General features: G+C 46.3%; 12 protein-coding genes. 3 read left to right on the top strand and 9 right to left on the bottom strand.

Going from position 1 to position 14,940, the window contains the following annotated elements:
* Positions 1-55: 55 nt before the first annotated feature.
* Positions 56-190 (bottom strand): hypothetical protein, encoded by a 135-nt coding sequence (locus tag DSM107010_RS42480; protein ID WP_277871351.1) that lies wholly within the window; start codon positions 188-190, stop codon positions 56-58.
* A gap of 66 nt (positions 191-256) precedes the next feature.
* Between DSM107010_RS42480 and murD the strand changes: the two genes are divergently transcribed.
* Together murD and DSM107010_RS28710 are read left to right on the top strand one after the other, a co-directional pair.
* Positions 257-1,651 (top strand): UDP-N-acetylmuramoyl-L-alanine--D-glutamate ligase, encoded by a 1,395-nt coding sequence (gene murD, locus DSM107010_RS28715; RefSeq protein ID WP_106170757.1) that lies wholly within the window; start codon positions 257-259, stop codon positions 1,649-1,651.
* A 221-nt stretch (positions 1,652-1,872) separates the two neighbouring features.
* Positions 1,873-2,463 carry a Crp/Fnr family transcriptional regulator gene (locus DSM107010_RS28710; protein ID WP_015156838.1) on the top strand — a complete coding sequence of 197 codons (591 nt, stop codon included), beginning with the start codon at positions 1,873-1,875 and terminating at the stop codon, positions 2,461-2,463.
* Between the two features lie 10 nt (positions 2,464-2,473).
* On the opposite strand, the gene DSM107010_RS28705 is transcribed toward DSM107010_RS28710, so the two are convergent.
* The 4 genes from DSM107010_RS28705 to DSM107010_RS28690 all read right to left on the bottom strand — a co-directional run bounded on the left by DSM107010_RS28705 (position 2,474) and on the right by DSM107010_RS28690 (position 11,023).
* Complete coding sequence (locus DSM107010_RS28705) at positions 2,474-4,324, bottom strand: response regulator (RefSeq protein WP_127024523.1); 1,851 nt, start codon at positions 4,322-4,324, stop codon at positions 2,474-2,476.
* A 165-nt stretch (positions 4,325-4,489) separates the two neighbouring features.
* Positions 4,490-9,226: a response regulator gene (locus DSM107010_RS28700; RefSeq protein ID WP_127024520.1), complete on the bottom strand. Its 4,737-nt coding sequence runs from the start codon at positions 9,224-9,226 to the stop codon at positions 4,490-4,492.
* Positions 9,227-9,459: 233 nt separating this feature from the next.
* A complete protein-coding gene (locus DSM107010_RS28695) occupies positions 9,460-10,116 on the bottom strand; it encodes an HAS-barrel domain-containing protein (protein WP_127024518.1) in 657 nt (218 codons plus the stop codon).
* A gap of 181 nt (positions 10,117-10,297) precedes the next feature.
* The gene (locus DSM107010_RS28690; protein ID WP_106169964.1) at positions 10,298-11,023 is read right to left on the bottom strand and encodes a Crp/Fnr family transcriptional regulator; all 726 of its coding nucleotides are present in this window, start codon (positions 11,021-11,023) and stop codon (positions 10,298-10,300) included.
* Between the two features lie 234 nt (positions 11,024-11,257).
* Here DSM107010_RS28690 and DSM107010_RS28685 point away from each other — a divergent pair, with 234 nt between their 5' ends.
* Complete coding sequence (locus DSM107010_RS28685; RefSeq protein ID WP_106169962.1) at positions 11,258-11,881, top strand: chemotaxis protein CheB; 624 nt, start codon at positions 11,258-11,260, stop codon at positions 11,879-11,881.
* Positions 11,882-11,944: 63 nt separating this feature from the next.
* On the opposite strand, the gene DSM107010_RS28680 is transcribed toward DSM107010_RS28685, so the two are convergent.
* From DSM107010_RS28680 to DSM107010_RS28665, 4 genes are all read right to left on the bottom strand, one after another.
* Positions 11,945-12,136 (bottom strand): NAD(P)H dehydrogenase subunit NdhS, encoded by a 192-nt coding sequence (locus DSM107010_RS28680; RefSeq protein WP_015156844.1) that lies wholly within the window; start codon positions 12,134-12,136, stop codon positions 11,945-11,947.
* A 72-nt stretch (positions 12,137-12,208) separates the two neighbouring features.
* Complete coding sequence (locus DSM107010_RS41580; protein WP_241994384.1) at positions 12,209-12,511, bottom strand: hypothetical protein; 303 nt, start codon at positions 12,509-12,511, stop codon at positions 12,209-12,211.
* Positions 12,436-13,707, bottom strand: coding sequence for a rod shape-determining protein RodA (gene rodA / locus DSM107010_RS28670; RefSeq protein WP_015156845.1), 1,272 nt, complete (start codon positions 13,705-13,707; stop codon positions 12,436-12,438). The genes DSM107010_RS41580 and rodA overlap by 76 nt, the downstream gene beginning before the upstream one ends.
* 105 nt (positions 13,708-13,812) lie before the next feature.
* Positions 13,813-14,883: an Mrp/NBP35 family ATP-binding protein gene (locus DSM107010_RS28665; protein ID WP_015156846.1), complete on the bottom strand. Its 1,071-nt coding sequence runs from the start codon at positions 14,881-14,883 to the stop codon at positions 13,813-13,815.
* Positions 14,884-14,940: the final 57 nt, after the last annotated feature.

Genomic DNA, 14,940 nt, shown 5'->3' with positions numbered 1-14,940 from the left:
CCATGGTAACGTTGTGGGCGTTTTTATCTCAGGTCTTGGATACCGATAAAACTTGTCATAATGCCGTGAGTAAGATAATTAAGAGCGAGTTCCCCCTTGTCTCCCTTGTCTTCCTTGTCTCCCTTGTCTCCCTTGTCCCCCTTGTCCCCCTTGTCCCCCTTGTCCTTCCCTTACCTCTCGCGCCTTGCATTGGCAAATTTCCCACTAGCCCCTTACTATATAGAGTGCTTAGTCCAGGGATTTTGCTAAATAGCGTATGTCCAATGCTTGTGTAATCGGACTCGGAAAATCTGGTGTTGCTGCTGCCCGACTGTTGAAACGAGAGGGTTGGCAAGTGATACTGAGCGATCGCTCTGATTCTGCATCTTTGCGCCAACAACAGCAACAACTCGCAGCAGAGGGAATTCCAGTTCGTTTGGGTCATACCCCAAGTTTAGACAGCACGGATTCTCCCCAGTTAATTGTTGTCAGTCCCGGCGTACCTTGGGATGCAGACATCTTAAATCGTGCTAGAGAATTAGGGATCGAGACGATTGGTGAAATGGAACTGGCTTGGCGCTATCTCAACGCTGTTCCCTGGGTAGGAATCACTGGTACTAACGGCAAAACCACAACGACAGCTTTAGTTGCTGCAATCTTTCAAACCGCCGGACTCAACGCCCCTGCCTGTGGGAATATCGGTCATGCCGTCTGCGATGTAGCTTTGGAGTTCCAAAATAATAGTAGGGGCGCACAGCCGTACGCCCCTACCAAATATCCCGATTGGATAATTGCCGAAATCAGCAGCTATCAAATTGAATCTGCTCCCTCGGTTGCGCCGCGTATCGGTGTTTGGACGACATTTACACCCGATCACCTCAGCCGCCACAAAACTTTAGAGCGGTATTACGACATTAAAGCGCACCTAGTGCATCAATCCCAATTGCAAGTGATTAATGGCGATGATGCTTTCCTGAGCCAGGAGAAGCTAAATGATTGGCAGGATGCTTACTGGACAAGTGTAAAAGGTAAAGCTTTCCTCAATTGCAGTCCTGATTTAGGGACTTATATTGAAGATGATTGGGTTATCTTTGGGCAGGAGCAGATCGTGCAGGTGTCGGCGTTACGGATGGTAGGCGCGCACAACTTGCAAAATCTGCTGATGGCGGTAGCGGTGGCGCGATTAGCAGACATTGACAAAGAGGCGATCGCCACTGCAATAGCTACATTTCCAGGCGTTCCCCACCGCTTAGAACACATTTGCACTTGGCAAGGAATTGATTTTATCAACGATAGCAAGGCAACTAACTACGATGCGGCTCAAGTTGGGTTATCTTCTGTCACTAGCCCTGCAATTCTGATTGCTGGCGGCGAAGCAAAAATTGGTGATGACTTAGCATGGTTGCAAACAATTCAAGCTCAAGCCGCCGCCGTCTTACTCATTGGCGATGCTGCGCCAGCTTTTGCCTCACGTCTATCTCAAGTGGGTTACAACAATTACGAGATTGTGGAAACGATGGCGCGTGCCGTGTCTAGAGCCGCAGAATTAGCCCCACAATATCAGGCACGGGTTGTCTTGCTTTCTCCTGCCTGTGCCAGTTTCGATCGCTACCAAAATTTCGAGCAACGCGGCGACGATTTTCGGCAGTTAAGTATGCAGTTAGTGCAATAGAATTCGACCGAGCTAACTCAACTCCAAATACCAGCAGATTACGTTTCTATCTTATACTACGGTTCATTGATAGAAATTTAGTATTTTTGGACTTGCGCTCATACTTTAGATGTGACATACTGCTGAAGTTAGAGTAAATTACGCTATCCCGACCGAGTTTAAGATAATTGTATTGCGTAAGAGCATTGCTCTGATACTTGTTGCTACCCAAATAAACTGCTATGACCGTCTCCTTGCTGGTATCAAATCAGTCTACCGAGCTGAAATCTTCTCGGTTTGCGCGTCGTTCGCTTCTACCTTTAAGGCATGATGCTCTGTGGCAGATTAAGTCTGGTATGGTTCGCACCTTGACAGTATTAGCTGATGGGAACTACAGTACTTTGGGAATTTGGGGTGTAGGGGATGTAGTCGGCAGAGTATTTTGTAGCGCTCAGACCTATCAAATGGAATGTTTAACGCCAGTTGAAGTAAATCTGATTCCGAGGTCGAGATGGCACGAACTCAATGAGGCAATGATTTCGCATATTCAGCGATCGGGTGAGTTAATGGAAATCTTGCACTGTCGCAATGCTGAAGCCGCAGTTTTACAACTGTTTGCTTGGCTAGCTAATCGCTTTGGTCAACATGTATTGCAAGGTAAATTAATCGATCTGCGTTTGACTCATCAAGAAATTGCCGAATTAGTAGGATTAACTCGCGTCACGGTAACGCGAATACTAAGCGATTTAGAAAAACAAGGCTCGATTCAACGGCAAGAACGTCAATTTATTGTTATGAGCGATCGCTTACCTTTCTGGCACTACGAAATTTGAAATAGTCTAGTCATTTGTCATTCGTCATTTGCGAGCGATCGATTGTTGCCCACTGAGAACTGACAACTGACTGATGCTTGATTAACTCCGCTATGGCTGTAATGAGAGCAGTAGATTCTACTGGTTTAGTAATGTGCTGTTGAAATCCTGCTGCTAGCGATCGCGAACGGTCTTCTGGCTTCGCGTGAGCAGTCAGGGCGATCGCGGGGATTTGTCTATCTCCTTGTTGCTCGGTGGCTCGAATCCGTTGAATTAATTGATAGCCATCGGTTTCTGGCATGGCAATATCGCTAATTATGACATCGGGGCGATCGCGTTTTAAATAAGCGACTGCATCTGCTGCTGAAGAAACTGTCGTGACGGTTGCACCTGCTTGTTCGAGCGCAAATTTAATGAAGTCGCGGCTATCGTTGTTATCCTCAACAACTAACACGTTTACCCCATCCAGTAATGAATTTAACTTTGATGCATCATTTGCAGTCAAGTTAATGAGATTGGGAGTCGCTGTAGCAGGGGAAGTCGCGGTAGAAGGACTATTTGCTAGTGGTAGTCGTACTGTAAACGTTGTTCCCTTGCCTTCTCCCTCGCTGTGAGCTTCAATCGTGCCACCATGTAAAATCACCAGTTGTCGTACGATCGCCAGTCCTAACCCCAGTCCGCCAAAAGCGCGAGTAATAGAACTGTCTGCTTGACGAAAGCGATCGAAAATTTGCGGCAGAAATTCGGGACGAATGCCAATTCCTGTATCGATAATTTGGATTTGAGCGTAATTGGAATTCGGAATTCGGAATTCGGAATTCGGAATTAAATTCGTCCTCTGCTCCTCTGCTCCTAGTCTCCCTTCTCCTCTGCTCCTAGTCTCCCCCAGCTCTCTTCTCTCCCTCAGTTCCCTCAGTTCCCTCAGCTCTCTTTCCTCTGCTCCCTGCTCCCTACTCCCTTGAATTAGCCGTATCTCTATCTGCCCTTTTTCGGGAGTGAATTTAACTGCATTAGAGAGTAAATTCCAAATAATTTGTCGCAGTCGGGCTGGATCGGCGGCGATTGTTTGTGCTGCCGGATCGAGGTGCGTGCGTAGTTGTAGCGATTTCTCCTCAAGCTGGGGACGAATTGATTCTAATAGCAATTCAATCGTGGCGATCGCGTTTACAGGTTGAATCGATAGCTGCACTTTCCCGCGCATCAATCTAGACATATCGAGAATGTCATCGATCAGTTGTGCTTGAGATTTGGCATTCCGTTCGATGATCTTAAGTGCTTGACACAATTTGGCTTCATCAAACTTCCGCATCTGCATCAGTTGCGCCCAACCCAAAATTGAGTTCAAGGGCGATCGCAATTCGTGAGAAACAACAGCTAAAAATTCATCTTTCATTAAGTTAGCTGCTTCTGCTTGCTGCCGGGCGGCTTGAGCTTGAAATATTTCTAAATTCTTGGCAACCAATTGAGCTGCTTGACGTTGCACCTCTAAATTCTTTTTGAATAACTCGACAAATACTGCAACTTTAGATGTTAGGATAATTGGATCGATAGGTTTAAGTAAATAATCTACTGCACCTAGAGCATATCCTTTTGACTTCAGGTCATCGCTATCGCTAATTGCCGTGAGAAAAATAATTGGTGTATGGCGCGATCGCTCTCTTTGTCGAATTAGACTTGCTGTTTCAAATCCATCCATTTCTGGCATTTGCACGTCTAGCAGGATGACAGCAAAATCTTGCTCTAATAAACATTTCAGGGCTTGTTTACCGGAATAAGCTTTGACTAAATTCTGCCCTAAACTGTTAAGCGTTGCCTCCAGTGCTACAAGATCTTCGGGATAATCGTCTACTAATAAGACGTTAATTTTAGGTTCGGACTTCATGGCATGAGCGACAACTAATAGAGTAGCGAACGGTTTGTTTTTGCTTCAAATTGTATAGTTTAATGCATACTTCCTCTCTGTCTTACGATATATCAAGTGAATCGCAATACATCTATCGCTGGGTGAAAGTTTTATCTCTCTACGATTGGATTTCAGGCTGTGAGCTTAACACTGTAGCCACACCCTTAGTAGCGAGAATAATTGCTCTGTATCAATTGGTTTAGAAATGTAATCGGAGGCTCCGACTTCAAGGCACTTTTCGCGATCGCCTTGCATTGCCTTAGCTGTCAGCGCCACAATCGGCAGTGCTGCTAATCGATCGATCTGCCGTATAGCTCGGATCGTCTCATATCCATCCATTTCTGGCATCATAATATCCATTAATACAATGTCAATATCTGGATTGTTTTCAATCTGAAGAATGCCTTCTCGACCATTTTCTGCATATATAACTTGCATCTGTTGACGTTCTAGGATGCTGGTAAGTGCGAAAATATTTCGCATATCATCATCGACAATCAAGACTTTCTTGCTTGCCAGGACGGAATCGTTTTGCTGCAACTGCTCTAACATCAACCGCTTGGGTGCAGGCAGATCGGCTTGCGTTTGATGTAAAAATAACGTAGTTTCCTCCAGCAAGCGTTCAGGCGATCGCGCCTCTTTGAGAATCGAGCTACCTGATAGGCGTTGTAGTTCGATTTCTTCGTCGGGAGTGAGCTGCCTGGGAGTATAAACAATGATGGGTAGATTTCTGAATAATGGTTCTTGCTTGAGTCGATCGATCAATTCAAATCCGTTGGTGTCCGGCAAGGCTAGATTCAAGACTAAACAGTCAAAATGACCAGTTTGGAGAGCTTCGAGTGCAGCTGCACCTGTTTCTACTACCTGAATTGCAATATCGCTTTCCTCAATCAAGTCGAGCATACTACGACGCTGCAATTCGTCGCGCTCGACGATTAACAAGTTTTTCACGGAGCGATTGGCAAACTCTTGAATCTGAGACAGCGTATCTAATAATGCGGTGTTGCTAATTGGCTTTTGCAGGTAGGCGATCGCACCTTGTTTTAATCCTCGTTGCGGTGTTTCTTCAACCGAAATGATATGTACGGGAATGTGACGGGTATCGGGATTGTGTTTGAGGCGATCGAGTACCGTCCAGCCATCGACGATTGGCAAGCGAATATCGAGCGTGATCGCCGTTGGTTGAAATTGCTGTGCTAGTGCTAAACCGACATTACCCCGCGTGGCAACTAACACCTTAAAGCCTTGTTGACGGGCTGCATCCATTAATATTTTGACGAATTTGAGATCGTCTTCGATAATTAGCAGCGTGCGATCGCCTGGTTGAATAACCTCGCGATCGTCCTCAACCGCTCTTTCATCTAATAAATTCGAGATTTGGGATTCGACAAGGGACACGACTTCAGGCGGGGAAGCTGGGAGCGTCGGTAGACGGGGAGTTGGAGCTAACGATGGGGTTGCATGTTGCTCTACCGTCCGACTTACCATTTGCGGTAAGTAGAGCGTGAATGTACTACCCCGACCGAGTTCGCTCCTTAGTTGAATTTCACCACCCAACAAGCGCGTGATTTCGCGGCTAATTGACAAACCCAATCCCGTACCACCATAACGGCGAGAGGTCGTGCCATCTGCTTGCTGAAATGCTTCAAAAATAATTTGCTGTTTGTCAGGTGCAATGCCGATGCCTGTATCGGTGACTGAGAAAGCAATAACACCTACTTCTCCTGGTGGTGCTTCTCTAGCAGCACGGTTGAGAACTTCTTGTTCCGCACTCCAACCTGCAAGTGCTGGAGTGACATTTAAGCGTACGGAGCCAGCGTCAGTGAATTTGAAGGCATTGGAGAGCAAATTTTTTAAGACTTGCTGCAAGCGTTTGGCATCGGTATAAAGCGTACGGGGTAATCGCTCGTCAAACTGAATTTCAAATTTGAGTTGGCGATCGCCTGCAACTTGACGAAATGTCCGCTCTATGTTTTCCCGCAAATGAGTAAATCTAACTGGTTCGATATCCACAGACATTTTGCCCGACTCGATTTTGGCAAGGTCAAGAATATCGTTAATTAATGCCAATAAATCGTTGCCAGATGAGTGAATTGTGCGAGCGTATTCTACTTGTTTGTCGGTGAGATTTCGGTCTTGATTATCAGCTAATAATCTCGCCAAAATCAGCAAACTGTTGAGAGGAGTACGCAGTTCGTGCGACATATTCGCCAGGAACTCAGACTTATATTTAGAACTCAAGGCAAGTTGTGTGGCTTTTTCTTCTAGCGATCGTCGTGCTTGTTCGATTTCTTGATTTTTGCGTTCGACTTCGCGATTTTGTAATGCCAATAGTTCGGCTTTTTCTTGTAATTCGGCATTGGTTTGTTGCAATTGCTCTTGTTGCTTTTTGAGCAATTCTTCTGAAGCTGTCAGCGATTTCGCTTGTTGTTCCAATCGCTGGTTAGTACCCGTCAGTTCTTTTTGTTGAGATTGTAATTCTTCTGCTAAAGATTGAGATTGTTTCAATAGCTCTTCAGTCCGCATACTAGAGGCGATCGTGTTGAGGACGATCGCAATACTTTCAGTTAATTGATCGAAGAACGTGAGGTGAATTTCATTGAAATAATTGAAGGAAGCTAGCTCGATAACAGCGGTAACTTGCCCTTCAAATAATACGGGCAAAACCACCGCATTCATGGGTGCTGCTTCTCCTAAACCGGAACTAATTTTAATATAGTTCGACGGTACTTCAGTAATTAAAATGCGTTCTTTTTCCAACGCACATTGTCCTACCAATCCCTCACCCAAATAGAAGCGGTTAGCTAAGTGTTTGCGTTCCCGATAGGCATAGCTGCTAATTAATTTTAGGTAAGGCAGGTGGTTCTCGCCGCTTTCCATTAAGTAAAAAACACCGTGTTGGGCTGAAACCAGAGGCGCTAACTCTGACAAAATCAGCTTGGATACAGTTTCTAAATCGCGCTGTCCTTGCAACATCCGCGTGAATTTGGCAAGGTTGGTCTTCAGCCAGTCTTGCTCGGTATTTTTCTGGGTTGTTTCGCGCAAATTGGCGATCATTTGGTTGATATTATCTTTAAGGGCAGCAACTTCTCCTAAAGCTTCAACGGCGATCGATCGCGTTAAATCGCCTTTGGTTACAGCCGTTGCCACTTCGGCGATCGCTCTTACCTGCGTGGTTAAATTGGCTGCTAGCTCGTTCACGTTGTCGGTTAAATCGCGCCATGTCCCTGAAGCACCTGGGACTTTTGCTTGTCCGCCGAGTTTTCCTTCGATTCCGACTTCTCGCGCCACTGTCGTTACCTGTGCGGCAAATGTCGCCAGGGTATCGATCATTTCGTTAATTGTCTCGGCAAGCGTTTCAATTTCGCCCTTGGCATCTAGCATCAGCTTGCGCTTGAGATCGCCATTGGCTACCGAGGTAACAACCCTTGCAATACCTCGCACCTGTGCCGTGAGGTTGCTTGCCATTGAATTCACGTTATCGGTTAAATCTTTCCAAGTTCCCGCTACCCCCGTGACTTGTGCCTGTCCGCCTAATTTCCCTTCCGTGCCGACTTCCCGCGCTACCCGCGTCACTTCAGAAGCAAAGGAACTAAGTTGATCCACCATTGTATTGATGGTGTTTTTCAAATCTAAAATTTCGCCCTTTACGTCTACCGTAATTTTTTTAGATAAATTACCATTGGCGATCGCTGTGGCAACTTCTGCTATATTTCGTACCTGTGCTGTGAGGTTGCCTGCCATTAAATTGACATTATCGGTGAGATCTTTCCAAGTACCACCGACACCCCGCACGTATGCTTGTACTCCTAATTTTCCTTCCGTACCGACTTCCCGCGCTACCCGCGTTACTTCTGAGGCAAACGAGTTGAGCTGATCCACCATTGTATTGATGGTGTTTTTCAACTCTAGAATTTCACCCTTTACATCTACCGTAATTTTTTTGGATAAGTCGCCATTCGCTACGGCTGTAGTGACTTCCGCAATATTTCGTACCTGTGCCGTTAAGCTACCTGCCATAAAGTTGACACTATCAGTGAGATCCTTCCAAGTTCCCGCTACCCCCTTAACTTCCGCCTGTACGCCTAACTTGCCTTCAGAACCCACCTCCCGCGCCACCCGCGTCACTTCCGAGGCAAACGAGTTGAGCTGATCCACCATTGTATTGATGGTGTTTTTCAACTCTAGAATTTCACCCTTTACATCTACCGTAATTTTTTTGGATAAGTCGCCATTCGCTACGGCTGTAGTGACTTCCGCAATGTTGCGTACCTGTGCTGTCAGGTTACCTGCCATTGAGTTAACGCTATCGGTTAAATCTTTCCAAGTGCCTGCCACACCGCGCACGTCTGCTTGCACGCCCAATTTTCCCTCGGTTCCCACATCCCGCGCCACCCGCGTCACTTCTGAGGCAAACGAGTTCAGTTGACCGACCATCTTATTTACAATTTGCGCTGTTTGCAAAAACTCGCCCTGTAAAGGGTTTCCGGCAATGTCTGTAGCGATCGCTTGTGACAAATCGCCATTAGCCACTGCCCGAATCACGCGAGTTGTTTCTGCCATCGGCTGCACCAAGTCAGTAATCAAGGTATTGACTGAATTGACACATGCTTGCCAAGATCCTTTTGCCCCGTTATTCGATACTCGCTCGTAAATTTTGCCCTCTTTGCCAACCACCGTGCTAATTCGCGCTAGCTCGGTTGTCATCTGCTCGTTTGTCTCAATAATGTCGTTGAGGGTATCCGCAATCTTGCCAGCAATGCCTGTTTGTTCGCTAGAGATCCGAACGGAAAAATTACCCTTCTTAACTTCTAGTAATGTTTGCAGGAGTTGCTTGAGGTCGAGAGCATCGCTATCAGGGTTAGCTGTGGCAGTCGTCATAGTGACTCAATACTGAAATGGAGACGTGTGAGGAATCTGTTGTAGCGTGAGAGAAAAAATTTCCTTCAAGCAACACCTAAGTATTGACTGGGTGTTGACAGATTTTCGTCTTCCATCGTAAGGATAAAACTAATACAACCGCGATCCGCCTTAAGGTAGAAAGTGAGGCGCGATAAGCAAAAGCGCTATATTGAATTACGAATTACAAATTACGAATTACGAATTGATAACTGTCAAGGATGTATTTGGCTCAAAATGTAGCGCAAGCGATCGTAGTCGTCTTTGAGGAGGGTGCTGAGGGTGCGTCCGGCTTGGACTAACCATTGTCTATCAGCTTTCCGCAACTGATATACCTCTCGAATCGCGGCAGCGGTTAAAGCTTCTACAGGCGCACCTTGAACTTGTAATAGAGTGCGTAGAAAATCCAGGCGATCGCTAAATAAAATGACATCTTCTGGCTGACAGCAATAGACCGCTTGGTGAATTTGCGGCGGACGAGGCGGAAGGTATTGATAAACTTGGCGTTGAGCGCGTTTTGAGGCTTTAGCTGGCTCAAAACCGATAATGGCAGCGCGAAATTCAGTTTTGAGCATGGCGAAAATTTGCGGCTGCTGTTCGAGCAACTCCATGAGAGATAATCCTAAAGCCCTTGCCCGATGGATTGAGTCGATCGGCATGGTAGTAGCGTAATAAACTCCCCCATAAACTTGATTTCCCGATTCATCATCCGCAGACTTTACCCAACTACCAAAAGGTGGCATCACTGGAAAGCTCAAATCTTCTGGTTCCAAGCATTGAGCTAAAAATTCCGTTGTCGAAGTTTCGATCACTTCGGCTATGTAGCTGGGGTGGCGATCGCCTGTTGTAAATTGTGGTAGGGGAAGGCGCATATTTCAAGGCAGAAGGGTAAAGGTTGAAACGTTAATTAAACTTTATCCTTCATACTCTATCCTGCGGTAATTGGTAATTAGTAATTGGTAATTGGTAGTTGGTAGGTATTCTCCCCCTCAGCTTCCTCAACTTCCTCAGCTCTCTTCTCCCCCCTGCTCCCTGCTCCCTGCTAACTTTTAGCTAGGCAACATTGCTGCCGAGCAAACGCTCAAATTCACTCTTGATAATCATGTAACACTCGCAGGAAGAAGCTTCTAGCCCTTCACGGTCGAGAATAGTCATTTTACCCCGAACGTAGCGGATCAGCCCTGCTTTCTGAAGAACGCTGGCTGACAAACTGACAGTAGGGCGGCGCACGCCCAGCATTTGCGAGAGAAACTCTTGGGTGAGCGGAAACTCATCTGAACCCACTCGGTCTTGAGTCATGAGTAACCAGCGGCAAAATCGCTCCTCGACTGAGTGTATGCGATTGCAGGCAGCTATTTGGGAAATCAGGTTAAACAGCGCTTGCGTATACCGTTGCAGCAGATCGTGAAGTGCACTACCTGGGATAACTTTATCTTTAAACACATCTACTCTCATCCTCCAAGCTTCGCCAGGAATTTGTGCCAAAGCCTGCCCAGGAATCTTATTAGATCCCAGAAATACGGGAAGACCTACCATTCCCTCATTGCCAACCGTTCCCACTTCAACTGCTGTACCGTCTTCCATCAGCGTCAGCAAAGAGACTACACCACTCTTAGGGAAGTAGACATACTGAATAGATTCGTTAGGTGCGTAGAGAACTTGCTTAAAAGTCAGGGGGACTAACTCCATGTTAGCTACGAGGCGTTCGTATTCCTCTCTAGGCAAGCTCGCTAAGAGCTGATTTTCAACAGCATGATGGGGGTTATTGGATACCAAAATCAAAAACCTCTTTGAGCTAGTCTTATCTAAATCGATAACTGACAGCATCAATCGAGGACTTCTCACCCAAGATTTATTTAATTATAAATATTGTAAATAACGTATGTATCTTAGCTAACATATAGAATAGGAAGTGTATTAGTTAGCTGACATAAACGTTTAACTCCCTTGTTTGCAGTAGGCAACGATCGCCCTGGCTTGCCAGGGCGATCGTAGAAGCATCATAGAAAAAGCGTGAATAGCAAACACGAACATAAAATCTTTTCCCACTTTCCCAATGTTGCGTTTAACGTTGTGGCGATCGCCGCTTCTAAAGGTGGGTTAAATGCAATTAGTCAAATTTTATCCACCTTACCGTCAGATTTTCCCGCAGCAATTGCGATCGTACAGCACTTGTCTCCTAACTGCCCCAGCTACCTGGCTGAGATTCTCAAATACCGCACTAGACTGCGGGTGAAAAACGCAGAGACAGGAGAATTGCTGCGCCCAGGAACGGTTTATGTTGCCGTGCCTGATAAGCATTTGGTCGTTAATCCTAGCGGTAAGTTGTCGCTATCGGATGCAGCGAGAGTTAACTTTGTTCGTCCCTCAGCTAACGTGCTGTTTCGATCGGTTGCTACAAGTTATCAGAGACGGGCAATCGCTGTAATTCTGAGTGGTAAAGATACTGATGGCTTACTGGGAGTGCTAGCAATTAAGAAACACGGTGGCATAGCGATCGCCCAAAATGAAGCGACTTGCGAGTGTTTCGAGATGCCCAAGGCTGCCATTAATACTGGGAAAGTAGATTTCGTGCTTCCCCCAAATGCGATCGCCTCTACCCTATACGACCTGGTAATGTCACCAAAAGCAGCATAATGGTCGATCGTTGTTAGTTGTTGACCGATAGTCGATTGCAACTAACAACCAACAACTAACAACTTACTTGCCTTTTTTCCGAGTCACTTCGACTGCTTCTAGTTCGGATTGATTGAAAGTAATCAGTTTATCCCAGTTACCACCTTCAAACAACACAGCAACTTTACCATCAGTAATTCTCTGCACTAGCCCTTGATAACCGTAGTAAGTATCGTTAGGATTCTTAACGCGCACAGTTGCTCCTGGTAGAATCATAGCTTTTCCTCTTTGTTAACACTGATAATTTAAATTTTCGCTTATAAGTGTAGTGATGTCAGTTATCAGTTGTCAGTTATCAGCGAACAGGGTGTGGGGTGTGAGATGTATGGAATTGGTAGTTGTTAGTTGCTCCCAAGTCCCCCAAGTCTTCCCGATTTCCCCTGCACACCTACTTCCTTGTCCCCCTTCGCCCCCTAATCCCCACTCCCTTCGGTCGTGGGGAAGAGCGAGTTCCCCCTTGTCCCCCTTGTCCCCCTTGTCCCCCTTGTCCCCCTTGTCCTTTCTTACCCTAGCCCCTAACTCCTCGCTCCTCGCCCCTTTCTCTTTGGGCGATGGTTGGCGACGGATTGCACGATACCGATCGCGATCCAATTAGTCAGCAGTGCCGAGCGCCCGTAACTCATCCAAGGTAAGGGAATTCCCGTGACTGGTGCAAGCCCAATCGTCATGCTGATATTGACGATGACTTGGAACACTATCATCGAAAATACGCCGATGACAAGGAGGGAACCAAAATCATCTTTGGCACTTTGGGCAATCAATACCAATCGCAAGCAAATCAACCAAAAGATAAATAATAAAACAAGGCAACCAATAAAGCCCCATTCTTCGCCTACTGCCGAAAAGATAAAGTCCGTATGCTGTTCGGGAATGAAATTGAGTTGGGTTTGCGTGCCTTGGTAAAGTCCTTGTCCCCATAATTGCCCGGAACCAATGGCAATTCGCGATTGTATTAAATGATAACCGCCGCCAAGAGGATCTTTCTCTGGGTCGAGAAATAAAATGATGCGGTCTTTTTGATAGTCTTTGAGCAATCCCCAGAGAATGTGTCCTAATTCTCCTGCCAGAAAGTTAATTCCAATCGCTCCAACTGCCGACAACCACCGCCAAGGCATAGTCGCCAGGGCGATCGCTCCCATTGCTACAGCCCAGATGCACCAAGCTGGTAAAGAGACGTTAAATAGGATAACTGCCACGATCGGAGAAATTAATAGGATCAACCAGCCAGGATTGACATTACCCCAATAGAGCATTCCGAGAGTAATTGCCCCAAAAACCAAAGATGTCCCCAAATCTGGCTGTGCGAATACTAAAACCCAAGGCACGGCGCTAACTAACAAAGCGCGCAGCACGCCAGGAATTTTTCCCGCACTACGGGATTGTAATAATGCTGCTAGGGTGATAATCATCCCAACTTTGGCAAATTCTGAGGGTTGGAGATTAAACCCAGCAACACTAATCCAGCGTTGAGCGCCTTTGGCACTGATTCCAGCTAGCATGACCGCAATCAGAGATACATTCGTGACGGCATAAGTCAACCAGTGCCAGCGCAAGAGAAAATCGTAGCGGCAAAGCGATAGAAAGAAAGCCAATGCCAATCCTATACCACCAAACAGCCAATGCTGCCACCAATCGGTAATTCCTTGATTTAACTCTGCACTGCGAATGGAAATACCACCAAATATTGTGATGCCTACAGTCAGCGCCAACAGCCACCAGTCCACCTGCTGCCAAGGGGCAAGCAGTAATTTCCAAGGAACAGAAAATATGAATCTTTTTAACAGCATGGACGAGGATTGGAGATAGGGACAAATTACGACTAATTCATGGTTCCCTTTTCATAGTCTAAATTTAGCTTTTTTTCCTCACTCCTCACTCCTCGTCCCTCACTCCTAAGTTAATGCTGCTACCGAGACTTTACCCGCGATCGCCATTGCTACTGCCATTAAAGCTTTAGCAGAGGCAGACTCAGGTTCAGCAACAACAATGGGAATACCGCGATCGCCTCCTTGACGCAGGGAAATTTCTAACGGAATGCAGCCTAACAAGGGTACGCCTAGTTCTTTAGCTGTTTTTTCCCCGCCACCAGAACCAAAAATATCGTAGTGTTTATCTGGCGCGTCGGGGGGAATAAAATAGCTCATATTTTCCACGATTCCTAATACTGGAACTTGCATCTGTTGGAACATCCGCAAGCCTTTGCGAGAATCTAACAATGCTACATTTTGGGGTGTCGTGACAATCACTGCACCCGCCATCGGTACGGCTTGCGTTAATGTGAGTTGAGCATCTCCGGTTCCCGGTGGCATGTCTACGATGAGATAATCTAATTCTCCCCACTGGACTTGATAGAGAAATTGGCGAATAATCCCATTGAGCATAGGTCCCCGCCAAATTACAGGCTGATCTTTGTCAATGAGAAAACCCATCGAGACTAACTTCACACCATGATTGAAAACTGGATCGAGAACGTCCCCTTTCTCGCCTTGGCGGACTGCAACCTGTGCTTGTTCTAGTCCCAGCATAGTAGGCGCGTTAGGACCGTAAATGTCTGCATCCAACAATCCTACTTTTGCCCCCGATTGTGCTAAGGCAACGGCAACATTGACTGCAACGGTGCTTTTACCTACACCACCTTTACCGCTAGAAATTGCCAAAATATTTTTCACTCCAGCAATTCCCGTGCGATCGGGTAAACCTTTCTGTTGCGGCGTTTCTGCTGTTACGTCTACCGCAACTTCGGTAACTCCTGGTAGCTGCTTGACAGCTTTCTGGCAGTCTTCAACAATAAATTCTCGTAACGGGCAAGCTGGAGTTGTCAAAACCAAAGTGAAGCTGACTTTGCCATTGTCAATTTTGACATTGCGGATCATGTTCAGTTCTACTAGGCTTTTGCGGAGTTCTGGATCTTGCACGGGGCGCAAAACTTCTAATACGGAGCTGGTACTAAGGGTATCGAGCATGACATTCTTCACTCTCTAAGGCTGCTTTGCTATCTATTTGCATCTTAGCGGTCAGCG

The sequence above is a fragment of the Chroococcidiopsis cubana SAG 39.79 genome, assembly GCF_003991895.1.
Classification (GTDB): Bacteria; Cyanobacteriota; Cyanobacteriia; order Cyanobacteriales; family Chroococcidiopsidaceae; genus Chroococcidiopsis; species Chroococcidiopsis thermalis.
This window is presented reverse-complemented; position numbering and strand designations above follow the sequence as displayed.